The organism is Amycolatopsis sp. NPDC114484, from assembly GCF_055633755.1.
Map to the genome: position 1 here is coordinate 198,903 of NZ_JBVKDQ010000012.1, position 22,176 is coordinate 221,078.

At 69.6% G+C, this 22,176-nt stretch carries 27 protein-coding genes and 1 pseudogene; 11 read left to right on the forward strand and 17 right to left on the reverse strand.

Translation table 11 applies throughout. From position 1 onward, the window contains the following. Window positions 1-14 precede the first annotated feature (14 nt). Window positions 15-353 (reverse strand): annotated as a pseudogene (locus ACZ7SW_RS27850) (transposase); the annotation flags it as partial. 310 nt (window positions 354-663) lie between these two features. Between ACZ7SW_RS27850 and ACZ7SW_RS27855 the strand changes: the two are divergent. Next, a complete protein-coding gene (locus ACZ7SW_RS27855) occupies window positions 664-1,845 on the forward strand; it encodes a S8 family peptidase (protein WP_470233312.1) in 1,182 nt (393 codons plus the stop codon). A 44-nt stretch (window positions 1,846-1,889) separates the two neighbouring features. After that, a complete protein-coding gene (locus ACZ7SW_RS27860) occupies window positions 1,890-3,050 on the forward strand; it encodes an MFS transporter (RefSeq protein WP_470233313.1) in 1,161 nt (386 codons plus the stop codon). Window positions 3,051-3,081: 31 nt separating this feature from the next. Here the strand turns inward: ACZ7SW_RS27860 and ACZ7SW_RS27865 are convergent, their stop codons facing one another. After that, window positions 3,082-4,152, reverse strand: a complete 1,071-nt coding sequence (locus tag ACZ7SW_RS27865) for a TetR/AcrR family transcriptional regulator (protein WP_470233314.1) — start codon at window positions 4,150-4,152, stop codon at window positions 3,082-3,084. A gap of 98 nt (window positions 4,153-4,250) precedes the next feature. On the opposite strand from ACZ7SW_RS27865, the gene ACZ7SW_RS27870 reads away from it, so the two are divergent. From ACZ7SW_RS27870 to ACZ7SW_RS27885, 4 genes are all read left to right on the forward strand, one after another. Next, window positions 4,251-5,387 (forward strand): cytochrome P450, encoded by a 1,137-nt coding sequence (locus ACZ7SW_RS27870; protein ID WP_470233391.1) that lies wholly within the window; start codon window positions 4,251-4,253, stop codon window positions 5,385-5,387. A gap of 89 nt (window positions 5,388-5,476) precedes the next feature. Then, window positions 5,477-6,070, forward strand: coding sequence for an HdeD family acid-resistance protein (locus ACZ7SW_RS27875; protein ID WP_470233315.1), 594 nt, complete (start codon window positions 5,477-5,479; stop codon window positions 6,068-6,070). 42 nt (window positions 6,071-6,112) lie between these two features. Next, on the forward strand, window positions 6,113-6,661 hold the full coding sequence (locus tag ACZ7SW_RS27880; protein WP_470233316.1) for a DUF6069 family protein: 549 nt from the start codon (window positions 6,113-6,115) through the stop codon (window positions 6,659-6,661). Window positions 6,662-6,755: 94 nt separating this feature from the next. Further along, on the forward strand, window positions 6,756-7,778 hold the full coding sequence (locus tag ACZ7SW_RS27885; RefSeq protein ID WP_470233317.1) for a pentapeptide repeat-containing protein: 1,023 nt from the start codon (window positions 6,756-6,758) through the stop codon (window positions 7,776-7,778). Window positions 7,779-7,794: 16 nt separating this feature from the next. Here the strand turns inward: ACZ7SW_RS27885 and ACZ7SW_RS27890 are convergent, their stop codons facing one another. The 4 genes from ACZ7SW_RS27890 to ACZ7SW_RS27905 form a co-directional block, all read right to left on the reverse strand. After that, on the reverse strand, window positions 7,795-8,568 hold the full coding sequence (locus ACZ7SW_RS27890) for a hypothetical protein (protein WP_470233318.1): 774 nt from the start codon (window positions 8,566-8,568) through the stop codon (window positions 7,795-7,797). Next, on the reverse strand, window positions 8,565-8,729 hold the full coding sequence (locus ACZ7SW_RS27895; RefSeq protein ID WP_470233319.1) for a hypothetical protein: 165 nt from the start codon (window positions 8,727-8,729) through the stop codon (window positions 8,565-8,567). Before ACZ7SW_RS27895 ends, ACZ7SW_RS27890 begins: the two co-directional genes overlap by 4 nt. Before the next feature lie 25 nt (window positions 8,730-8,754). Further along, the gene (locus tag ACZ7SW_RS27900; protein ID WP_354744562.1) at window positions 8,755-9,111 is read right to left on the reverse strand and encodes an ArsR/SmtB family transcription factor; all 357 of its coding nucleotides are present in this window, start codon (window positions 9,109-9,111) and stop codon (window positions 8,755-8,757) included. 91 nt (window positions 9,112-9,202) lie between these two features. Next, complete coding sequence (locus tag ACZ7SW_RS27905; RefSeq protein ID WP_470233392.1) at window positions 9,203-10,051, reverse strand: NAD(P)H-binding protein; 849 nt, start codon at window positions 10,049-10,051, stop codon at window positions 9,203-9,205. 94 nt (window positions 10,052-10,145) lie between these two features. Between ACZ7SW_RS27905 and ACZ7SW_RS27910 the strand changes: the two genes are divergently transcribed. Then, on the forward strand, window positions 10,146-10,553 hold the full coding sequence (locus ACZ7SW_RS27910) for a winged helix-turn-helix transcriptional regulator (protein WP_470233320.1): 408 nt from the start codon (window positions 10,146-10,148) through the stop codon (window positions 10,551-10,553). A gap of 118 nt (window positions 10,554-10,671) precedes the next feature. On the opposite strand, the gene ACZ7SW_RS27915 is transcribed toward ACZ7SW_RS27910, so the two are convergent. The 3 genes from ACZ7SW_RS27915 to ACZ7SW_RS27925 are packed head-to-tail and all read right to left on the reverse strand — an operon-like array spanning window position 10,672 to window position 13,074. Continuing rightward, window positions 10,672-11,025 carry a hypothetical protein gene (locus ACZ7SW_RS27915; protein ID WP_470233321.1) on the reverse strand — a complete coding sequence of 118 codons (354 nt, stop codon included), beginning with the start codon at window positions 11,023-11,025 and terminating at the stop codon, window positions 10,672-10,674. Window positions 11,026-11,036: 11 nt separating this feature from the next. Further along, window positions 11,037-12,191 carry an acyl-CoA dehydrogenase family protein gene (locus ACZ7SW_RS27920; RefSeq protein WP_470233322.1) on the reverse strand — a complete coding sequence of 385 codons (1,155 nt, stop codon included), beginning with the start codon at window positions 12,189-12,191 and terminating at the stop codon, window positions 11,037-11,039. Between the two features lie 31 nt (window positions 12,192-12,222). Continuing rightward, a complete protein-coding gene (locus ACZ7SW_RS27925) occupies window positions 12,223-13,074 on the reverse strand; it encodes a 3-hydroxybutyryl-CoA dehydrogenase (RefSeq protein ID WP_470233323.1) in 852 nt (283 codons plus the stop codon). A 139-nt stretch (window positions 13,075-13,213) separates the two neighbouring features. Here ACZ7SW_RS27925 and ACZ7SW_RS27930 point away from each other — a divergent pair, with 139 nt between their 5' ends. Further along, window positions 13,214-13,882: a TetR/AcrR family transcriptional regulator gene (locus tag ACZ7SW_RS27930; RefSeq protein WP_470233324.1), complete on the forward strand. Its 669-nt coding sequence runs from the start codon at window positions 13,214-13,216 to the stop codon at window positions 13,880-13,882. A 4-nt stretch (window positions 13,883-13,886) separates the two neighbouring features. Here ACZ7SW_RS27930 and ACZ7SW_RS27935 read toward each other — a convergent pair whose 3' ends face one another. The 4 genes from ACZ7SW_RS27935 to ACZ7SW_RS27950 all read right to left on the reverse strand — a co-directional run bounded on the left by ACZ7SW_RS27935 (window position 13,887) and on the right by ACZ7SW_RS27950 (window position 16,832). Continuing rightward, window positions 13,887-14,468: a YbaB/EbfC family nucleoid-associated protein gene (locus ACZ7SW_RS27935; RefSeq protein ID WP_470233325.1), complete on the reverse strand. Its 582-nt coding sequence runs from the start codon at window positions 14,466-14,468 to the stop codon at window positions 13,887-13,889. 1 nt (window position 14,469) lies between these two features. Then, window positions 14,470-15,507 carry a hypothetical protein gene (locus ACZ7SW_RS27940; RefSeq protein WP_470233326.1) on the reverse strand — a complete coding sequence of 346 codons (1,038 nt, stop codon included), beginning with the start codon at window positions 15,505-15,507 and terminating at the stop codon, window positions 14,470-14,472. Between the two features lies 1 nt (window position 15,508). Continuing rightward, window positions 15,509-15,886: a hypothetical protein gene (locus ACZ7SW_RS27945; RefSeq protein ID WP_470233327.1), complete on the reverse strand. Its 378-nt coding sequence runs from the start codon at window positions 15,884-15,886 to the stop codon at window positions 15,509-15,511. A 121-nt stretch (window positions 15,887-16,007) separates the two neighbouring features. Then, complete coding sequence (locus tag ACZ7SW_RS27950) at window positions 16,008-16,832, reverse strand: DUF1295 domain-containing protein (protein ID WP_470233328.1); 825 nt, start codon at window positions 16,830-16,832, stop codon at window positions 16,008-16,010. Between the two features lie 50 nt (window positions 16,833-16,882). On the opposite strand from ACZ7SW_RS27950, the gene ACZ7SW_RS27955 reads away from it, so the two are divergent. Next, window positions 16,883-17,380 (forward strand): EXPERA domain-containing protein, encoded by a 498-nt coding sequence (locus ACZ7SW_RS27955; protein WP_470233329.1) that lies wholly within the window; start codon window positions 16,883-16,885, stop codon window positions 17,378-17,380. Window positions 17,381-17,393: 13 nt separating this feature from the next. Here the strand turns inward: ACZ7SW_RS27955 and ACZ7SW_RS27960 are convergent, their stop codons facing one another. The 3 genes from ACZ7SW_RS27960 to ACZ7SW_RS27970 are packed head-to-tail and all read right to left on the reverse strand — an operon-like array spanning window position 17,394 to window position 19,851. After that, window positions 17,394-18,869, reverse strand: a complete 1,476-nt coding sequence (locus ACZ7SW_RS27960) for an MFS transporter (protein ID WP_470233330.1) — start codon at window positions 18,867-18,869, stop codon at window positions 17,394-17,396. Between the two features lie 51 nt (window positions 18,870-18,920). After that, window positions 18,921-19,289: a VOC family protein gene (locus ACZ7SW_RS27965; RefSeq protein ID WP_470233331.1), complete on the reverse strand. Its 369-nt coding sequence runs from the start codon at window positions 19,287-19,289 to the stop codon at window positions 18,921-18,923. Window positions 19,290-19,308: 19 nt separating this feature from the next. After that, window positions 19,309-19,851 carry a dihydrofolate reductase family protein gene (locus ACZ7SW_RS27970; RefSeq protein ID WP_470233332.1) on the reverse strand — a complete coding sequence of 181 codons (543 nt, stop codon included), beginning with the start codon at window positions 19,849-19,851 and terminating at the stop codon, window positions 19,309-19,311. 96 nt (window positions 19,852-19,947) lie between these two features. On the opposite strand from ACZ7SW_RS27970, the gene ACZ7SW_RS27975 reads away from it, so the two are divergent. Further along, window positions 19,948-20,319, forward strand: coding sequence for a YciI family protein (locus ACZ7SW_RS27975; RefSeq protein ID WP_470233333.1), 372 nt, complete (start codon window positions 19,948-19,950; stop codon window positions 20,317-20,319). Further along, on the forward strand, window positions 20,316-21,524 hold the full coding sequence (locus ACZ7SW_RS27980) for an RNA polymerase sigma factor (RefSeq protein ID WP_470233393.1): 1,209 nt from the start codon (window positions 20,316-20,318) through the stop codon (window positions 21,522-21,524). The genes ACZ7SW_RS27975 and ACZ7SW_RS27980 overlap by 4 nt, the downstream gene beginning before the upstream one ends. On the opposite strand, the gene ACZ7SW_RS27985 is transcribed toward ACZ7SW_RS27980, so the two are convergent. Next, complete coding sequence (locus ACZ7SW_RS27985) at window positions 21,521-22,072, reverse strand: M15 family metallopeptidase domain-containing protein (RefSeq protein WP_470233334.1); 552 nt, start codon at window positions 22,070-22,072, stop codon at window positions 21,521-21,523. The two genes, ACZ7SW_RS27980 and ACZ7SW_RS27985, sit on opposite strands and share 4 nt — an antisense overlap. Window positions 22,073-22,176: the final 104 nt, after the last annotated feature.

A 22,176-nucleotide genomic window follows, 5' to 3' on the forward strand; every position in this document is an offset into this window, starting at 1 on the left:
TCCGAATGATCGTGTCAAGCCGCCGTGACAGTGGGTTGTGGCGCGGTCGGAGTGAATGTTCGGCCGTCGCGCAGCAGCGCCCAGAGGGCGTCGACCAGGCGACGGGCCAGTGTCAGCAGAGCCTGGGCGTGGATGAGTCGTTCGCCGCGCTTGCGGTCGCAGAAGGTCCGCGACGGTCCGCTGACGCGGATGCTGGACAGCGCGGCCAGGCAGAACACACGTCGCAGCCTGCGGTTGTATCGCTTGGGACGCCGCGGGTTTCCCGTGATCCGTCCGGAATCCTGAGGCACGGGAACGAGTCCCGCGCAGGAGGCCAGCCGTCCGGAGGTGGCGAAGGCCGTGAGGTCGCGGCCTGGCCGTTGGCGACCTTCGGCGAGAACACCGCCATTCCCGCCGCGTCCATCGCCTTGCCCACGCCGACACCGACCCGCACCAGCGGGCGATCCGTCACGCTTGCTCTCCTGGTGTCGCAGGTCAACCCCGCCAACAGGTCCCTGAACAGCGACGGTCCGCATCAGATCTGAATCAGTGGCCAGGGCGGCCAGACCGACGGGGCGGCCATTCCTTCGGAGCCACCGTGCGGCAAACGACACATCAGCCACACCCCATCGCCCTGGGCATCCGAGGCACTCACCCCGAACAACATCAACCTTAGGGACGACCATGAAACGCACCCCGAAAGCCGTCGTGCTGGCGGCGCTGCTCACCGCCGCGGCCGGCGTGCTGCCGGTGCTGCCCGCGGCGGCGGCTTCGCCGGACGCGGGCGCCGACGCGGTGTACATCGTGCGGCTCAAGCCGATGGACAAAGACAAGGACAAGGTCACCGCCGCCGCGAACGCGCTGATCGCCAAGTACGGCGGCACGTTGCGCCGGGTCTACTACTCGGTCTCGCAAGCGTTTTCCATCTCGCTGACCCGGGAGCAACACGACAAGTACCTGACCGACGCCACGGTCACCACGGTCGGGGACAACCAGGTCTACACCGCGGCCGGAACCCAGGAGGACCCGCCTTCGTGGGGACAGGACCGGATCGACCAGACCGACCTTCCGCTCGACGGCAGCTACACCTATCCGAACACCGCGGCGAACGTGCACGTGTACGTGCTCGACACCGGAGTGCGCACGAGCCACCACGACTTCGGCGGGCGCGCGCACGCCGCGTACGACGCGGTCGATCTCGGCGGGGACCAGAGCGGATCGGACTGCAACGGACACGGCACCCAGGTCGCGGCCGCCATCGCGGGCCGCCACTACGGGGTCGCGAAAGAGGCTTCGGTCGAATCGGTGCGGACTCTCGGCTGCGACGGCACCGGCACGTCCGAGCAGATCCTGTCCGCTTTGGACTGGGTGAACCTCAACGCGCAGCGCCCGGCCCTGCTGAACCTGAGCTTCGCCGGCCCGAGCGGCACAGTCCTCGACATCCAGCTCTACAAGATGACCCAGAACGGTCTCGCCTACACCGTCGCCGCGGGCAACGGCTCCGGCGGCGCCGGGGTGAGCGCCTGCGACATCACGCCTGCCCGGCAGACCACCGGGATCACCGTAGGGGCGACCGATCCGGCCGACCAGCGGGTGCCGTCGTCGAATTTCGGCAGCTGCGTGGACCTTTACGCGCCCGGCGAGGACATCCGGACCGCGAGCAGCGCCGGGGACTGCGCGTCCGGCGTGGTTTCCGGGACGTCGATCGCTTCGGCGGAAGCGGCCGGGGTCGCCGCGATGTACCTGTCCGCGCACCCGGACGCCGCCCCGGACGCGGTGCTCAAGGGCCTGACCGACGCGGCCGCGAAGGACAAGGTCGGCGATCCCGGCGAGGGATCGCACAACCTGCTGCTGCACACCGCGTGACCGGTGCGGCCGGGCCGGCCGCCATGAACCCAGGGACCCCCACCATGGACATCACGGCGCCGCCCGGCCGCACCACCCTGCCCCTGTCCGCTCTGCTGGCACTGGCCACCTCGGTGTTCCTCGGCTGCCTGACCGAGGTCGTCCCGGCCGGGATCCTGCTCCCCGCCGCCGCCGACCTCGGGGTGTCCCCGGCCGCCGCGGGACAGCTGGTGACGGTGTACGCGATCACCACCGCGATCACCGCGCTGCCGTTGACCGCCGCGTCGGCCCGGATGCCCCGCCGGAAACTCCTGCTCCTGCTGGTCGCCGGGTTCGTGGCGGCCAACCTGGCGGTCGCGCTGTCCCCGTGGTTCGCGCTCGTGCTCGGGGCACGGGTGGTTTCCGGAGCGCTCACCGGGATTCTGTGGTCGCTGGTGGCGAACTACGCCATGCGCCTCGTGCCCGCACCGCAGGCCGGCCGCGCGCTCGCCGTCGCGATGGCGGGCACGCCGATCGGGTTCGCGCTCGGCGTCCCGGCAGGCTCCGCGCTCGGCGTTCTCGTCGGCTGGCGCTGGGTGTTCGCCGGGATGGCGCTCGTCGCGGCTCCGCTGCTGTGGTGGATCGTGGCGGTGGTTCCGCCGCTGCCGGGCGAAGAACCGGGCACCCGGACGAGTCTCCGCACGGTGCTGCGCACGCCGGGGCTGCGCCCGCTGCTGCTTCTGGTCATCGCCTTTTCCTTGGCGCACAACATGTTCTACACCTACCTAGGGCCGTTCTACGCCGGTCGCGGCCATCTCGCGCTGTTGAGCACCGGCCTGTTGCTGTTCGGCGTCGCCACGGTGGCCGGGCTGTGGCTGGTCGGGATCGCCCTCGACCGGCATCCCCGCGCCGTGCTGACGTGCTGCGCCGGCGCCGCCGCCTGCTGTTTCGCGATCCTGGTCCTCGGCGGCCGCGAGCCGGTGCTGCTGCTCGCCGCGAGTGCGTTGTGGGGCTTGGCTTTCGGCGGTGCGCCGACTTCCTTCCAAGCGGTCACCGCGGTATTGGCCGGACGCCGGGCCGACGTCGCGCAGTCGCTGACCATCGCGAGCTGGAACGGCGCCGTCGCCGGCGGCGCGCTGATCGGCGGGATCGTGCTCGGCGCCGCGCCCGGCGCGTTGCCCTGGGCGGCCGTCGCGCTGATGGCCGTGCCGGTTTTCCTTTCCGGCCGCGTGCTTCCGCGCCGGTGAAATCCGGCCGGTTCGCCCCGCCGAGCCGCAGCTACCGCTTCTCCCCGGACTCGGCGGGCACGGTGCCGGTCGCGGCGGCGTGGCAGGCGCCGTAGCCTTCGGCGCGCAGCAGAATGTGTCCATTGTGGACCCGAATCGCGGTCTCGGTCGCGTCGCTCACCGCCGAAACCCCCGCCGCGGAAGCCACCGCGCCGGTCTCGTCCACGATCACGCGCACGTCCGGCCACGCCGATTCCGGGCACGACCGCTTCAGCAATCCGCGCAGGTCCGCCAAAACCAGATTGGTCAACGGCACCAGCTCCCCCGGCTGACCGGTCACTACGACGAGTGTGACCGCTCCCGCCGCGCGCAGGGCCTCCTCCACCGCGGACAGTCGGTGCAACCCGATCACCGCGACCACTCCGTCGCCGTCGATCCGCGCCGGACGCTCTCGCAGGGCGTCGAAAACCTCTGGCGGAGACCAGATTTCCCCAGCCACCCTCGCTTGCGGCACGATCGGCGGCTCCGGCCAAGTGTCCACCAGTCCTAGCGCGGGCAACGCTTCGCACGCGCGCACAACGTTGAACGGCTCGCCGAAACCGGGTGCCGCGGCCGCGAGCTGGCTCGCCCCGTGCAACGTCGTCAACGCCGCTTCCGCCACCCGTACCAACCGTCCGGACGACGGCGAAAGCCGTTCCAGCGCAAGGCCGAGCACGATCGCGTCGAAGCGCAGCAACTGCGCGTACGGCCGGTGGGTGAGTTCGTCGGCGAGGATTTCCGGCAGCAAGTCGACCCCGAGGCGCGCGTCCGGGTCAGTGGCCAGCGGCAGCCGGGCGACCCAGGCACGGGCGAACGCGCCAAGCGCTTCCGCGGGCGTGAGGCCGGGGTCCGGCTCGGGCGGCTGGGCGGCGAAGCGCTCCGCTTCCGCGGCGAGCACGGCGAAGTAGAGCGCGCGTTTGCCGGGGAAGTTGGAGTAGACCGCGCCGCGGGTCAGCTCGGCGCGCTCGGCGATCACGTCGATCTTGGCGTCGCGGAACCCACGCTCGGTGAACTCGTCGCGAGCGGCGGCCAGCACCTTCGCCCGGTTGCGCTCCTGCGTCTGCGCCCTGGTCAGCCGCGCCATCGTGAGTCCTCCCGGTCCGCTTCCTTGCCAAGATACCGCCACCATTCATATGATGAGATCATCTGAATTGCCCATCTGGAGGTTCCCCGGTGTCCCCCTTGTCCCCCGTTCCCGAACTCGACCTGGCCGATCCGGCCGTCACGAGCGACCCGTTCACGACCTACGGCGCCGCCCGCGAGCAGGGCCCGCTCGCCAAGCTGACCGGCACCGGCTTCCCGCCGATGTGGGTGCTGACGCGGCACGCCGAAGCCCGCGCGATGCTCACTGACCGGAGGTTCGCCTTGAGCGAGGCCAGCTACCAGCGGCCGGAGGTGCCCGAGCACTGCCGTCCTTATCTGCGGACCATGCAGGAGATGGAGGGGGCCGAGCACGCCCGGCTCCGCCGTCTCGCCACGCCCGCGTTCGCCGCCCGCCGCGCGCTGGATTTCCGGGCGGAGATCGAGAAAATCGTCGCCCGGTACCTGGACGCGCTGCCCGCGGAAGGCCCGGTCGACCTGCTGGCCGAGTTCGCCCAGCCGCTGCCGATGGAGGTCGTCTGCGCGCTCGTCGGCGTGCCGGAAGCCGAACGGCCGCGCTGGCACGAATACGGCGCGGCGGTCGTCCAGGTGTCCGGCGACGAGTTCGCCACCGCCGTGCCCGGGATCATCGACAGCTCGCGGACTCTGGTCGCGCATCCGGACAGCGCGATGCTGGCGCGTCTGACCAATGCGGGCCTGACGGAAACGGAAGCCGTCGCGCTCGTCTGGCAGCTCGTGCTGGCCGGGCAGACTCCGGCGAATTTCATCGCCAATTCCGTGGAAACCCTGCTGGCGCATCCCGATCAGCTCGAACTGCTGCGCGCGGAACCGGAACTGTGGCCGGGCGCGGTCGAGGAATTGATGCGCTGGTGCGGCTCGCAGCTGCTGACGATTCCCCGGCGGGCCACCGAGGACCTGGAATTGCACGGCGTGCAGATCCGCCAGGGCGAGCCGGTGACCGTGTCGATCGCGGCGGCGAACCGGGACCCTCGCGTGTTCGCCGATCCGGACCGGTTCGACATCCGCCGCTCGGCCGGCGCGCACCTCGGATTCGCGCACGGACCGCATTTCTGCCTCGGCGCGTCGTTCGCGCGGGTGCAGGCGGAGGTGGCGCTGACCGCGCTGCTCGACCGGTTCCCCGGAATGCGTGTCCTCGAGGCGAAGCGGGTACCCGACCCCGGAACGTGGCGGCTCGCCGGGCTGACGGTGGTTTGGTAGCGCCCTCGATCGGGTGAGGTCCCGGCGGCGGCGTCCCGGTCCGGCTACCGTTTCGCCAGGTCAGCACGACACCCCCCGGGAGGCAATCCATGTCCACGCCCATTCCGCCCGTCCTCGGCTTCGCGGTGCTCGATCCGCGCCGCGCCTGGCCGCTCGTGCTCACGCGCGGGATCCTGGGCATCCTGTTCGGCGTGCTGGCGCTGGTGTGGCCGGGGATCACCGTGCTGGCGCTGGCTTTCCTGTTCGGGATCTACGTGCTGATCGACGCGGTCGGCGCGATCATGCAGGCGTTCCGGCCGGGCGACGGCGCGCTCCGGGTCTCGTACGCGCTGCTCGGCGTGCTGGGGCTCGTCGCCGGGGTGCTGACGCTGGTGTGGCCCGGGGCGACCGTGCTGGTGCTGGCGACGCTCGTCGGGGCGTGGGCGGTGGTCACCGGGATCATGGAAATCGTCGCCGCGATCCGGCTGCGCAAGCAGATCACCGGCGAGGCGTTCCTCATCGTCGCGGGCGCGCTTTCGGTGATCGCCGGGGTGCTCGTGCTGTTCCACCCGATCGCGGGCGCGTTCGGCGTCGCGCTGCTGATCGGGATCTACGCGGTGATTTACGGGGTGACCCTGGTCGTCTTGTCGTTCCGGCTGCGTTCGCTGGCGAAAACCGCCGACCCGGCGGAGCAGCCGAACTAGCGCGACAATCGAAGCGACCGGTTTGCGACGGAGGGACAGCCGATGGCGCAGCACTACCCCGGCGATTACGGGGAAGACACCCGGCCGGGCATCGACGCGGGGAGGCTGTGGGCGGGCGGTGTGGCCACCGCGGTAGTCGCGGCGCTCGTGGCGGTGGTGGGCCTGCTGATCGCGCGAGGCATCTTCGACGTGCCAGTCCTCGCCCCTAAAGGCGACGGACTGTGGGGCAAGGCGAGCACGCCGACGTACGCGATCTCCGCCGCGGCTGTCGCCCTGCTGGCGACCGGCTTGATGCACCTGCTGAGCGTGGCCACGCCCGCGCCGGGCCAGTTCTTCGGGTGGATCATGGTGCTGGTCACGGCCATCGCGGTGGTCCTGCCGCTCACCCTCACGGTGGGCTGGGAGGCGAAGATCGCGACGGCGGCGATCAACCTGGTGATCGGGCTGGTGATCGCTTCGCTGGTGAGCAGCATGGCGGCCAGCGCGCGGACGTTGCATCGGAGGAAGCGGAGCAGCCGGGCGGAGCAGCCGCCGCCTCCTCCGCCTACGCGGCAATGGCCGGAGGGGCCGACCACGTATTACGACCGCTGAACCGTTCCGGGTTTTTGCGAACCATCCGGATGGCGGAGCGGGTTCCACCCCGATTGCCGCTTTCTTCCCTTGGCGGAAGGCTGATCATGGAGGAATGGCCGGGCCCGCCCTGAACGACCGGGACGATTCCCGGACCGACGGTGTCCTTTCCAGCCGGACGATCCTCGTCTGTGCGGTAGCGGTGGCCGCGCTCGCGTCAGGCGCGTGCTGGATTCTCTTCGCCTGGTACGGGCACGGCATCGAAGCGGACCGCGTCCGGCTGGAGGGCATCCGGACAGTGGGCGCGATCGTGGTGGGCACCGGCGGCGCGCTGGCGCTCCTGCTGGCCGCTCGCCGCCAGCAAACCGCCGAACGGGATCTCGCGACGAAACGCGCGGAATTGCGCTTGCGCGAGCGGGCGAACGACGACGCCCGCCACGACGCGACCGAACGGCGGATCAACGAGCTCTACCTCAAGGCCGTCGAGCAACTCGGAGCCGGACAGGCTCCGGTGCGGCTGGCCGGTCTGTACGCGCTCGACCGCCTTGCCCAGGAAAACCCGCGGTTGCGCCCGACGATCGCCAATGTGCTGAGTGCCTGCCTCCGCATGCCGTACGACCTTCCCGCCAGCAGCTCCGACCGGGAACCGCGGCAGGAACGCGAAGTCCGGCTCACCGCGCAACGGCTGCTGCTCCAGCACCTCATTCCCGATACCCCGCGGGAACTGTTCTGGAGCGGGGTGGAACTCGACCTTTCGGGCGCGGTGCTGTTCGACTTCACTTTGAACAGCGCCGCGCTGCACAACGCCCGCTTCACCGGTGCCCGGTTCATCGGCGACGCGTGGTTTCACGAGGTGACGTTCACCGGCACGACTCGCTTCGACGACGCTGTCTTCGAGAACGACGCATCGTTCAACCGAGTCGTCCTCCGCGGCGTGGTCTACTTCAGCCGCACAGAATTCAAGCGGAACACGAAATTCAGCGACGCAGACTTCGAGGCCGCCCCGGTCTTCGAACACGAGGCCACTACGCAGAGTGCAAACTTCGACAACGCCGCCTTCGGAGGCCACATCGGTTTCGAAGGCACCACCCTCAACGGCGCTCCCTACCGACCCCGCAACTACAGTCCGATCGGCTGAGTCTCGAGGACACCGTCTAACGCCTCCGAGGCGGCTGCACCGCCTCTGTGATCGCGTCCAGCACCCGGGTGGCCACATCCGGATCCGACAACTCCGGCAACGGCCGATCCACCGGCGCGAGCGTCGTCAGCGCGTGCGCGCAGGCGCGGTGCACCTCCAGTTTCGCCAACGGATCAGACACCGCCCGCCCGACCAACCCCCGCGGCAGCGCCGCGAACAGGCCCGGCAGCGGCAGCAATCCCGCGCTCCGCTCGGGCGGCACCAGCGCGGCGCCCCCGAACTCCCCCACCGCATCGACCACCACAGTCGCGTTCCGGGCGATCTCCGGCAGCGGGAACCCGGCCGCGTCGTCGCGGCGCCAGGCCACCACCTCGCCCACCCCGGACGCCACCAGCAGCGGTACCAGCAACGGCATCGTGTCCGAACCGGCTACCACCACTTTCGCGTCGAACGGCGCGACGTGCAGCCGTCGCGACCGGATCAGCACCGCTGCGGTCAGCACGATCCCGGCGGTTTCCTCTTCGGTGATCACCGGAACACTCCCGGCGAGTTCTCGTTGCACCGCACGGGCTTTCGCCGGTTCCGCCCCGGTCAGGTACACCGCCGCGACCTCGTCCGGCAGCGAGCGCAAGGCAGCTGCCAGCTCCGCCGCGTCCCTCGACCGCACTGTGAACGCCGACGTCGGCACGCCGGTGTGCTCCCGGATCGCCCGCGCGTCCTCCGGTACCCGCGACGCCCTGGCCGACGCGCCGTCCCCGACTATCGCCAGCTCAGGGCGCGCCCAGCTCATCGGCCTGACTCGCCGAGGTCAATACCGTTCTGCTGCGCGATTTCCCGCAATTCGGCCAGCCGCTCGCGATGGCCTTCCGCCTCGTCCTCGCCGGCGTGCTCCAGCGCCCGCTGCGCCGCCGCGATGCCCCGCTTCAGTTCCCGCACGAATTCACTCGTCACATCGCCTCCGGTCGGATCGTTCGTCTCAGCTCTCCGGGGAACGCGGGCCGCCCGCGTGCGCGGTGCGCAGGTCGTCGAGCAGTTCGACCTGGCCCGACAGCACGCCGGTCAGGATCTCGCGCGCGACCGCCAGCAGCTCCGCGACCTGCGGGCTGGTCAGCGAGTAGTAGACGCTCGACCCTTCCTTGCGCGTGGTGACCAGCCCCATCCGCCGCAGCACCGCGAGCTGCTGCGACAGGTTCGCCGGCTCGATCCCGACCTCCGGCAGCATCTCCGCGACGGCGTGCTCGCGCTGCGACAGCAGCTCCAGCACCCGGATCCGGGCCGGATGGCCGAGCGTCTTGAAGAACTCGGCTTTCAGCTGGTAGAGCGGTCTGCTCACGGTGCCGCCTCCGGTTCCTGCCCTCTGCGCCCTAAGGGTTCGGCAATTGCGAATATTAGCAATTGCTGAAGAGGTTAGGCGAGAGACCTCCTCAGCGCTCCACCGGCCTGAACTCGCCCGCGTGATCGGCCACCCACTGGGCGAAAGTCCGCGCCGGAACCCCGGTGACGTCTTCCACCGTCGTCGTCGGCCGGTCAGGTTCGCGGTCGGCCAAGCGGGCGAACGCGTCGAGCATGGCGTCCGCGTACTTCGCCGGGATCCGCTCGAGGAGGAGTTCGCGCGCGGCCTCCCGGGACACCTCCTCCCAGCGGGTCTCGCGGCCGATCACCTCCCCGATCACCCGGACCTGCTCGACCTGCGTGAGCGCGGCAGCACCGGTCAGGTCGTACTTCGCGCCGACGTGCCCGTCGGAGGTCAGCGCAGCCACCGCGACCGCCGCCATGTCGGCCTCGTGGATGCGCGTCGAGCACACCGAGCCGTAAGCCCCTCGAACGACGCCGTCCTCGCGAATCTGCGACGCCCAGCCGAGCGTGTTGGTCGCGAAGCCGTGCGGTTGCAGGAACGTCCACTCCAGACTCGTGCGCTCGATCGCCTTCTCCACCGCGCGATGGACCTGGCTGATCGCGTCGTCCGACTCACTGCGCGCCGCGGCCGAAGAGAGAAGAACCAGCCGACGGGCACTGCCAGCGATCGTCTCCGCGATTCCCTGAGCCGGATCGCCGGAAATCAACGGCCACATCAAGAAAACCGAGTCCACGCCACGCAACGCGGCACGCAGACTGTCCAAATCAGACAGATCGCCAGGGACGACTTCGACCCCGCCGGGCAGGTCGGCCTGTCCGGGCCGCCGAGCCAGCGCGCGCACCGGAAGGCCGCGTTCGGTCAGCTGAACAACCACCTGACGGCCGACGTTGCCGGTGGCGCCGAGCACCAGACTCATGGTCACGGGGATTACCTCCTTGTGTGGCAGTGAGGCTCACCGTAGGTTTTGAGCTTTCCTTTCGTAAGTACGAACCGCGAGGTAAGCTCCCGACATGGGAGTAGGCATCGAGGCAGGACGCCGTGCCGCCGCGGACCCGGGTGACGCGTTCGACAGCGACTGCCCCGGCCGGGGCGTGCTCAACCACGTGTGCAGCCGCTGGGGCACGCTGATCCTGCTCTCGCTGCGCGAACGACCGGCGCGCTTCTACGAACTGCGCGACACGATCGGCGGAATCAGCGAGAAGATGCTCTCGCAAAACCTCCGCACCCTGACGCGGGACGGCTTGATCAGCCGCGAGGTGGAGCCCGCTACGCCACCCAAGGTGACGTACTCGCTGACCGAGCTTGGGCAGGAGTTGACGACACCGCTGCAGGGGCTGCTGGATTGGGTCCGCGTGCGGACGGTGGATGTGGTGAAGGCGCAGAGGCGGCATGATCGGCAGCACAAGCCCGCGTCCTGATCGAGCGACCCCAGCGGACGGTTAACGGCCGACCAGGAACAGGCAGCCGCTGTTGCAACAGCCTCGGTGTTCCATCCGATTTATCTGATACGGCTGGGCCAAATGGCGGGAAAGGCGATCAACGCAGCCCGCGGCCGAGGCTCGGCACCACGAACGCGATCTCGAAGCGGCCCTTCAGGCCGTCATCCGCGTTTTCGAACGGAACCCGTCCCATTCCGTCCGGCAAAATGGCGTCCGCGCTCGCGCCTGGGCAACAATCCACCGCCTGCGCGGCACGAAGCCGACACCATTCGCCCCGGACAGGGGCAGGACGAAGAACCGGATCAGCGGACCGATGCACCCGGTACGCCAGGTGAGGATCGTCAGCGGCGGACACCCGGGGCTGGGGAAGCGCACCTGACTGTTCGAGCGGCCCGGCGCTCGTGACGGCCTCGACGAGCCCGAGCACGAGCAGCCAGAGCCGCCCGAACAACCGGAAGAACCTCAGCCCTTCAAAAGCTGCCGAGCCATCACCAGCCGCTGGATCTGGTTCGTGCCCTCGTAGATCTGCGTGATCTTCGCGTCCCGCATCATCCGCTCCAGCGGGAAGTCCCGCGTGTAGCCATACCCGCCAAGCAGCTGAACAGCATCCGTGGTCACGCTCATCGCCACATCCGACGCGTGGCACTTCGCCGCCGCGCCGAAGAAGGACAGGTCGGCGTCACCGCGTTCGGACTTCGCGGCCGCGGTGTACACCATCTGGCGCGCCGTCTCGACCGCCATCGCCATGTCCGCCAGCATGAACTGGATTCCTTGGAAATCCGCGATGTGCTTGCCGAACTGCTTGCGCTCCTTGACATACGCCAGCGCGTGGTCCAGCGCGCCCTGCGCGATCCCGACCGCCTGCGCGGCGATCGTCACGCGGGTGTGGTCGAGCGTCCGCAGGGCGATCTTCAGGCCTTGACCCGGCTCGCCGACCATCCGGTCGCCGGGGATGCGCACCTGGTCGAACAGCAGCTCACGCGTCGGCGAGCCCTTGACGCCCAGTTTCTTTTCCTTGGCACCGAAGGAAAAACCGGCGTCGGACTTCTCGACCACGAAGGCGCTCACATTGGCGCCGCGGCGGCCGTCCGGGTCGGTTACCGCCAGAACCGTGTAGTACTCCGACACCCCGGCGTTGGTGATCCAAGACTTTTGTCCATTGAGGATCCAGTCGTCGCCGGAAGGGGTGGCACGGCACCGCATCGAGGCGGTGTCCGACCCCGCGTCTCGTTCGGACAGTCCATACGAGAATCCGGCCTCGCCCGAAGCCAGCGGCGGCAGGTACTTCGCCTTGACGTCCTCGTTCGCGGCCAGGATCAGCGGCAGGCTGCCGAGTTTGTTGACCGCGGGAATGAGCGAGGAAGACGCGCACACCCGCGCCACTTCCTCGATCACGATGCAGGTGGCCAGCGCGTCGGCACCGGCGCCGCCGTACTGCTCCGGCACGTGCGGCGCGTGGAAGTCCGACGCGACCAGTGCGTCGTAGGACGCCTTGGGGAATTCTTCGCGCTCGTCGGCCTCGGCGGCGTGCGGGGCGATCTGCTCTTCGGCGACCGCGCGGACGGCCCCGCGGATCGCTTCGTGGTCTTCGTTGATTTTGAACAGGTCGAAGCTCATCGGGATCTCCTGGTCGAAAGTCAGCCGGAACTCAGTAGGTGTAGAAGCCGCGGCCGGTCTTGCGGCCAAGCAGCCCGGCGTCGACCATCCGGGCCAGCAGCGGCGGCGGCGCGTACAGCGGCTCCTTGAACTCCTCGTACAGCGATTCCGCGACCGCCTTCGTGGTGTCGAGCCCGATCAGGTCGGCCAGCGCGAGCGGGCCCTGCGGGTGCGCCGCACCGCGCACGAGGCCCTCGTCGATCGCTTCCTTCGTCGCGAAACCCGACTCCAGCATGCGCACGGCGGCGAGGATGAACGGGATCAGCAGCGCGTTCACCACGAACCCGGCCCGGTCCTGGCACAGGATCGCGTGCTTGCCGAGCGTCTCCTCGGCGAACTTCCGCGCGCGGGCGGTGGTCTCGTCGCCGGTGAGCAGGCTCGGCACCAGCTCGACCAGCGGCAGCACCGGGACCGGGTTGAAGAAGTGGATGCCGAGCACCTGCGCCGGACGCTGCGTCGCGGTGCCGAGCTTCATGATCGGGATCGAGGAGGTGTTGGACGCCAGCACCGCGTCCGGCGCGGCGACGATCTTGTCCAGTTTCCCGAACAGCTCCGCCTTGACCGCCTCGTTCTCCACGATCGCCTCGACGACGAGCGTGCGGTCGGCCAGGTCGTCGAGGTCCTCGGTGATCCGGATCCGCTCCAGCACGCCGGCCGCGGACTCGATCTTCCCCTTGCGCTCGGCCCGGCCCAGCGAGGCCTCGAGCCGCGCCCGGCCCGCGTCGGCGGCCGCCCGGTTCGACTCGACCGCCACGACGGCCAGCCCGGCCCGGGCGCACACCTCGGCGATCCCCGCCCCCATCTGGCCGCAGCCGACCACGCCGACGAGCTCCACGTGCCTCACCCATCCCTCCGGTACTTGGTTTCATGATGACGGTACTCAGTACCGACCGGTAGGCCAGCGCGGGGTGGCCCACCTCACCCTGCTCCGGAGGGCCGGCGGGCGATTAGGCTGGCGCGGCGTGCGTGCGAAAGGTGGCCCGATGCCCGAGAAACCAGCCAAGCAACGGCTGACCGAGGCCGCGTTCGCGCTGTTCGAGGAACGCGGCTACGACCAGACGACGGTGGACGACATCACCGATCGCGCGGGCGTCGGGCGCAGCACCTTCTTCCGCGCGTTCCGGTCCAAAGAGGACGTGATCTTCCCCGATCACGAGGTGCTGCTGAGCGCGATCGAGGCCCGGCTGGCCGGTTCCGACCCGCGCACCGCGACCGTCGCGGTCACCGAGGCCTCGCGGCTGGTGCTGCGGCATTACGTCGCCGAGGGCGATCTGGCACTGGCGCGGTATCGGCTCACCCGCAGCGTGCCCGCGCTGCGCGCCCGGGAAATCGCCGGCACGCGGCAGTACCAACGGCTTTTCCAGGAATTCGTCCACCGCTGGATGGGCGGCGGCGAAGAAACCGCCCTGCGCGCCGAACTCATGGCGGCTGCTGTGGTGACGGCGCACAACCACGTCCTCCGCCGATGGCTGCGCGGGCAGACGAGCGACCCGGAAGCGGCATTCGACGCCGCGATGGCGGACACCGTCGCGCTGTTCGGCAACACCGGCGAGACCGAGACGACGGTCGTCGCTTTCCGTACTGGCAAAGACCTTTCCGCGGTCCTGCCGGGGTTGCGCAAGCTGCTCGGCGACGAGGGCACGCTGAGCTGAGCGGCTACCAGGCCTCGTCGAACCGCACGCCGGCCTCGTACCAGTCCTCGTCGCTCACCGGGCGTTCCGGCTCCGCGGGAAGCTCGGGATCGCCGGTGCGGTTGCGGAGGTAGTCGCCCTCGCCCGGGGCGGCGGAGGTGCCGCCCGCCGCTTGCCGGGGCCCGGCAGCCACCTGCGGCGCGGAAGACTTCCCTGGCGCAGCAACGGGTTTCGACCGGTCCGGCACGGCAGGCGGTTTCGCTTCGACCGGCGGCGCAGGCCGCCGAGGAGCAGCGGGCGGAGTCGCGGGGGCGACGTCCGGAGTGAACCCGGCCCGCCACTTCAGCCGGTCCATCACATACCCGCGAGTGCCGAGCGGAGCCAGCAGCGCCGCCGTCCGGTGCGCGGACTCCCGCTGCGCCTCGGCGCACGTGTGCAGCACCAGCGCGGCCAGTTCCTCCGGCGGCAGATTCCGGACCGCGCCGGTCAATTTCAGTCCAGTGAGGACACCGTCGGTGTTGACGGTGGCCGTGACCGCGTTGCCGGGCGAGGACGCCTCGACCGACAACGCGGACAGTGCCTGGATCAGTTCTTCCGGACCGGACACATCAGTCCAGTGTGGACGGTGTCAGCGGCTGCGACACCGAACCGTCCGGCGCGATGTCGACGCCCCGGTCCCGGATCTTCTTCTCCGTGTCCTTCGGGGTGTTCGAGGTCTCGAAGTTGGACGGGTCGAACGAGTCGCCGGGGCTCACGTCGGCGGGCTTCGGGATGTCGGGCAGGCCGTCGGCCTTCTCGCGGATCTTGTCCGCGAGCCGTCCGGCCGACTGGTCCATTCCCGAGCGGATCTTCTCGACGTTGTCGAGGAAACTCTCGAAGATCTCCTTCGAGGACTCCCCTTCGACCCGCGCCGTGGCCTCGGCCATGACCTCCGACAGCCCCGCGCCCGCACCGGCTATCGCGGCCTGCGTGCCCTGGGCGGCGAGGGTCAGCCCGGCGCCCGCGGCCGCCGGGGTCGCGACCGCGGCGAGCATCCCGACCAGTGCCACGGTGAAGGCCGTCGTCAGCACCTTGGACAGCGAGATCTCGCCCTCCTTGGCCTTGTCCTTCTGGTACTTGTCCGCGGCGTCCTTGAAAGATTTGGCCAGCGTGTTGAGGTCGTCCCGGGCGCCCCACACGCTGTCCCGGCCCGCGACGACACCGCTCTCCAGCACCGAGATCTCGGTCGCCATCTGGTCGTAGGTCTCCGACAGCCGGTCGAGATACGTCTTCACGTCCTCGGCCGCCTCGCCGCGCCACGAGCCCATCAGTTCCTTCGCCCGGCGCAGCTCCGTCATCGAGCCGCGGCCGAGGTCCTGCCAGATGTGCTCGTAAGAGTTGATCAACGCCTGCAGGCCCGAGCCGGTGTCCTTGAGATCGGCCTCGGAGAACTCGCGGAAGATGCTCGTGACCTCGTCCTGATAGGACTCGTAGAGGCCGTCCATCATGTCGAACAGCATGAACTCCGCGTAGCGCAACGCCAGCACGCCGTCCAGCGCGTCGTTCGCGCCCTGCTGCAGGTCCTCGCAGATGCCCTCGAGCAGCTCCGCACGCGGACGCTCGCCCGAACCGCCGCTCAGCCCGAAGTAGTTTTCCTGGTCGCTCACGTCAGAGCCCCTCCCCTGCCGCGTTGCGCACGCCCATCCGCGCTTCCGCGTCCGCGCTCTCGTACAGGTCGGCCACGCGCGCGAGCGCGACGCTCGCCTGCTGCGTGGTGAAAGCGAGCTTCGCCAGCGCTTCCTCGACCTTCGAGCGGTGGTACTCGTACGCCGCCGCGACCTGGCGCATGCCGAGCGAGCCGCCGAAAGCCGTCGTCGGACCGCCGCCGAACGGGCTGAACCCGCCGAAGATGCCCTGCGGGCCGGCCGCCTCGGGCATGTCCAGCCCGTCCACCCCGCGGCGCGCGGTCTCCGCCGCGTGCCCGGCGTCCTCTACGAACCCGCTCGCCTTGCGCAGATCCTTCACGTCGGTTTCGAAACCGATCATGGGTCCACCCCCAGTCGTATGAACCGTCACCCTACTGAGCGAACGGTATCCTTCCGACTCATCGGACATGACGTCGGTTCACGGCATCGACGTGACCACCGCCACATTCCGGACGTACCGGCTATCCCTCGCGCGCGGACGCGGGCGCCGCCCGGCGCGGAAACCACGGCACGATCGGCGAAACGCGCCGCCGATAGTCCGCGTACTCCGGATAGCGGCCGAGGGTGATGCTCTCGGTGAAGACCGTCGAGCCGGCGAACAGGGCGGTCAGCAGGACCGCGCCGGCGATCGTCCAGGTCACCGCGCCCGCCGCGGAGACACCCAGCAGGAACACCACCCACCACTGCGCTTGTTCGAAGAAGAAGTTGGGGTGGCGGGAAAAGCGGAAGAGACCGGTCTGCGCGAACCTCGGTTCCGGGGTGCGCCCGGCGGCCGTCTCGCGCTTCTTCCACTGGTGGAAGTTCCACTGCTGCTGATCCGCGAGGGTTTCGCCGGCCAGGCAGGCCACGAACACGACAGCCAGCACGATGTCGGCGGCGCCCAGCGGCGTCCGGTGGTCCAGCGCGGTCCACGCGGGCAGCGTGATGAGCAGCAGGATCACGTTCTGGTAGAGCGTGATGAAGAAGAGGTTGAACAGCTGGAACTGCCACGGAGCCATCCGGCCGCGCAGCACGGCCCAGCGGTAGTCCTCGCCGCCGGGCGCGTAGCCGCCCTTGCGCGCGTAGTTGAACGTCAGCCGCGCGCCCCACAGGAACACCAGCGCGAACAGCAGGTTCAGCCTGGCGTCCGCGAACCCCGCGTGCCCGGCGAAGATCCCGGCGTAGACGACCGGGACGACCGACCAGATCCGGTCCACCCAGGAGTACTCCCTGGTGAGCACCGACAGCAGCCAGCAGCCGGCGCAGACGCCCGCGAAAACCCAGAGGCACACCTGGAACGCGTTCATGACCGCGACTTTACTGCCGGAATCGCCGGGCGCCGCCGTAGAATCCGCCGATGACGGCGAACCTGCCCCTGCGCGAGCGCAAGATCGACATCTTCTTCGCGGCGATCTTCTCCGTCTTCACGGTGACGTCGCTGATCAGCGACCTGCTGCCGACGATCGGCGTCGACTTCTCGCGTCCGACCGGCGACTTCTTCGTCGACTCCAACTACTGGTACGCCCACGACGCCGACCCGCTCTTCACGCACCCGCCGGACTGGATGCGGATCGTCACCGGGCTCTCCGCGTTCGTCTACCTCCCGTTCTACGTCGTGCTGGTCTGGTGTCTCGTCGCGGGCCGCAACGGGATCCAGCTGTTCGCGGTGATCTACGCGACGATGATCGCCACGCTCACCGGGATCGTCGTGTTCGGCGTCGAGTTCTTCGGCGACCCGGCGACCCGCACCGGCAACCCGGGCAAGTTCCTCGCGTTCAACCTGCCCTACGTGCTGATCCCGTTGCTGCTGCTGGTGCGGATGCGCCGGCCCCTTCCGTTCGCCCGGCGGTTCTGACCACTGTGGACAGTCAGAATGACCCGGCGCCGGCTTTCCGCAGCACCCGTTGTCGCCGGCTCGTGTAAGCCGCGACCGAACCGCACAGCAGCGCGAGGATCGCGACCGCCGTCAGCACGTCCGCCACCGACGTCACCAGGAGCGAAAGCGCCAGCGGTCCAGCCAATCCGCCGAGCCGGTTGAAGAACGACACCGACCCGGCCACCCGCCCGCGCTGGCCGTCGTCGGCCACGTCGGCGGCGACCGGGAGGAACACCGCGGCCATCGTGTTGACGCCCAGCAACGCGACCGTCAGCACGGCAGCCGACAGCCACGGCGCGGCGACCGCCCATCCGGACACCGCGAGTGCCAGCAACAGCACCGCGGTGCACACGGCCAACCGCACTGTCACGCCGGCCGGGCCGAACCGGCGGTAGCCGAGAACCAGCAGACCCGCACACAGCACCATCGCCACCGCGGATCCGGCGAGCAGGGCGTTCGCCGTGGTCAGCAAAAGCCCGCCGGCGCGGGACAGGGTCGGCACCCAGGTCGTCAGGCCGAACGTGGTCAAGCCGATCGAAAACGCGAACACCCATTGCAGCCGGGTCGTGAGCGTGTTCCGGGCCAGCCAGTTCGGCTCCGCCGCGGGATGCGCGGGAGCGCTTCGCCGATCCGGGATGACCGCCGCCGCGGCGGCCAGCAGCAGCCCGGTCGGCGCGCCGATGAGCCACAGCACCCGCCACCCGAACACCGGTTCCAGCCACCACGCCGAACCGGACGCGACCAGGTAGCCGATCGCGGTCGCCACGATCGACAGCCCGGTCACCACCGCTCCCCTGCCGGGCCCCGGGAAGAGGTCGCTGAGCACGGTGATCAGCATCGGAGCCAGCCCGCCGACGGCGATGCCCATCAGGAAGCACATCACCACGTTGCCGCCGAAATCCGGCATGGTGCCGCACATGCTGGTCGCGGTGAACCCGAGCGTGGCGAGCAGGTAGCAGGCGCGGCGGCCGATGCGCTCGGCCAATTGGCCGCACAGCAACGCGCCCAACGCGGTGCCGGACAGCCCGCTCACCGCCAGCAGCGACGCTGCCGAGGCGTCGATGCCGTATTCCGCGCGCAGGCCGGGGATGACGAACCCGAGCGTCGAGGTCTTGCTGATGTCGATCGTCAGCGCGGCGGTAGCGACCACCGCGATCGTCCGCCTTCCCCGGACTTTCGGCTGCGGCGGGTCAACGAGGGCGGCACTGCGGCGCGTCCGGCCGAGAACCAGCGCGGCTCCGAGCGCGAGGAGCAAGGCCGTTCCGGCGACGAACATCTCCGGCATGTCGGCCAGCGCCATGCCGTGCAGCCGCCGGTCGGCCGTCGAACCCGTCGAATCCATCGCCTCCATTCCCGGCATCTGGAAAGCCCGGAAAAAGCCCACCGCCGACGCGGTCACGACTACTGCCGCCGCCAGCGCGAGCAATCCCCGCCAGCCCGTCCGAGCCGGCGCCGAAATTGTCGTCATGCCTCCAACTTCTCACCCGCGCGCCCGGTCCGGCATCTTCACTCTTGCTCTTCAGTTTTCCTGCAGGACCGAAAGAATATTCCCCGCCGGATCCTTGAACCACGCGATCAGCGGACCGCCGAGCCGGAAGACGCCGTTGTCGTCCACCCCGTCGAACGGTTCGAAGGAAACGCCTGCCGCGCCGAGGTCCGCGACCGCCTGGTCGATGTCGTCGACCGGGAAGTTGAGAATGGTGTACTCGGCCGGAACGTGCTTGTCGCCCTTCGGGTAGACGAGCACTTCGCGTCCTTCGGCGAGCCGCAGACGCAGCATCCCCCAGTTTTCGGTGACCTCGACGCCGAGCGTCTCGGCGTAGAACTTCCGCGCGGCCGGGATGTCGTCCACGGAGAAACCGCTGAATGCCTTGCTGGTGTCGAACATTTTCTCTCCTTGAGAACTGTCAGTGCCGCTTCGGTCGGTATGTCACCGAGAGGACGCCGTTTTCGAAGGTCCGGGAAGCGGCGAGTTCAAGGTCGGCCCGGTCGGCGGGCTCCTCGAACAGCCGCGCGCCCGAGCCGAGCACGATCGGGTGGATCAGCAGATTCAGCTCGTCCAGCAGACCCGCCGACAGCAGCGAGCGCACCAGCCGAGGACTGCCGGGAATGTGGATGTTCTTGCCCGGGTCGCTCTTGAGCGCGGTCAATTCGGCCGCCAGATCGGAGCCGAGCAGCGTCGAGCCGCCCCAGTCCAGATCGGCGAGCGTGCTCGACACGACGTACTTCGGGGTGTTGTTCAGGAACGCGGCCATCGGCGACGAGCAGCCCAGCCCTGGCCACATCCGGGCGAACTCCGCGTAGGTGTTCCGGCCGAGCAGGACGGCGTCGGACTCGGCGATACTGGCCCGGATCAGCTCGTCCGCCTCGTGGTTCAACATCATCCAGTCCGGCGGCGACTCGGTCACCCCGTCCAGCGAAACCGACAGTCCCGCCACGATCTTCCGCACTACTATGCTCCTTTCTCAGCTGACCTTCGCCGGGGACGTCGGAGCCGGAATCCGGAAGGCGACACCGGCGGCGGAAAAGTTTCGAAGGGGGCCTTCGTGCGGTACCTGATCATGATCCACAGCAATCCGCGCTTCCGGGCGCTGTGGGAGGAGCTGCCGGACGAGAAGAAGGCCGAGTTCGGCCGGAGCCACCTCGCGCTCAGCCGGGCGCTCGAAGAGTCCGGCGAGCTGGTGCTCAGCGACGGGCTGGCCGATCCCGCCGAAGCCAAGTGCGTCACCGTGCGGGACGGCAAGGCGGTGGCGAGCGACGGGCCGTTCGCCGAGGTCAAAGAGCATCTCGTCGGCTTCTACCTGGTCGAATGCGAGAGCATGGAACGGGCGCTGGAACACGCCGCGCGGGTGCCGGACGCGCTGTACGGCAAGGTCGAGGTACGGCCGGTCCGGAACGTGAAAGAGCTGGATCTCTGACTCCCCCGCCCGGTTTCGAACAGCTCCTGCGCGACCTCGCGCCGCAGGTGCTCAACGCCGTCTGCCGCCGGTTCGGCGACTTCTCGCGGTGCGAGGACGCGGTGCAGGAAGCGTTGCTCGCCGCCGCGTTGAAGTGGCCGGAGCAGGGCATGCCGGACAACCCCAAAAGCTGGCTGATCACCGCGGCCGCGCGCAGGCGCATCGACATCGAACGCAGCGAATCCGCCCGACGGCAACGCGAGCACACCGCCGCCGGACTGGCAGTGCCGCAGCCGGAACTGGCACCGGCCGACGACGACACGCTGACCCTGCTGATGCTGTGCTGTCACCCCGAACTCGGCAAATCGTCCCAGCTCGCGTTGACGCTGCGGGCGGTCGGCGGCCTCACCACGGCGGAGATCGGCCGGGCCCTGCTGGTCCCGGAGAAAACCGTGAGCCAGCGGATCAACCGGGCGAAGAAACGGCTCAGCGGCGCGCGGTTCCGGATGCCGCCGCCGGAGGAGCGGGCCGAGCGGATGGCCGCGGTGCTGCAGGTGCTGTACCTGATCTTCACCGAGGGACACACCGCCAGCTCCGGGACCGCCGTCAACCGGGTCGAACTCACCGCCGAGGCCATCCGGCTCACCCGGCAGCTGCACGCGCAGGCCCCCGGCGACGGCGAGGTCGCCGGGCTGCTGGCGCTCATGCTGCTCAGCGACGCCCGGCGGCCCGCGCGGACCCGGCCCGACGGCACCGCCGTGCCGCTGGCCGAACAGGACCGTTCCCGCTGGGACTCCGCGGCGATCGCCGAAGGGCTCGACCTGATCGGGAAAACCCTGGCCACCGCCCAGCTCGGGCCGTATCAGCTCGAGGCCGCGATCGCCGCTGTGCACGCCGAGGCGGCCCGCGCCGAGGACACCGATTGGCCGCAGATCCTCGCCCTCTACGACCTTCTCCTCGCCGTCGCGCCGAGTCCGGTCGCGGCGCTGAACCGGATCGTCCCGGTCGCCATGGTCCACGGCGCGCGCGAGGGGTTGCGGCAGCTGGACGAGATCGCCGGGCTGGACGAGCACCATCGCGTCGACGTCGTGCGCGCGCATCTGCTCGATCTGGCGGGCGAGCGCGAGCAAGCCCGCGTCTATTACCGTTCAGCGGCACAGAAAACGCTCAGCTTTCCAGAGCAAAAATACCTGGAAGCCCGTGCCGCGTCAGGGAAATCACCCTAGCTGGCGACCCGGGCCATCGAAGACGGGCGCAGCGCGTCCGGGTCCGGCAACCGCATCGGCACGGTGTGCGCGTGGTACTCGAAGTGCCACCATTCGTTGTCGTAACGGCGATACAGCCGATACTCCGGCCCGTGCCGCTCCAGCCACGCCGCGCCCTCGCTCGGGCGCACGTCCAGTGCGGTGCCGCGGACGTGTGCCGACTCGTGCGGCGGCAACACCCGGCGCCGAGCCGCGGCGACGGAGCCGGTGCGGTGCACCTCTTCGGCGAACAGCCGGTGCTGATGGGCGGCGTCGCGGTGGCCGGAGGTCAGGCCGATGAGCTGGCGGTGCTGCCAGAACGCCTCGGCGCGCGCCGCGGTGAAGGCCGCGCGGGCCGGTTCGCTGAGGCCCGCGAGGTCCTCCGCCGGGTATCGCACCGCGAGCGCCCACTGGCAGGCCAGGTACCGGCCGCGGCCGGGCGAACGCAGGAACGCCGCCGGGAGCAGCGCCACTGCCAGGAGGCGGGTGACGGCCGCGAGGACCCGGGGCCGGCGAAGCGACTCGATCATGGGGTTCACTTTCGGGCCCCAGTGTGCGCGCACTGCGCACGGAGTTTGACAGCTCTGTAACAGTTCCCCACGACGGCGCTGTTACCGAACGATGACACGGCACG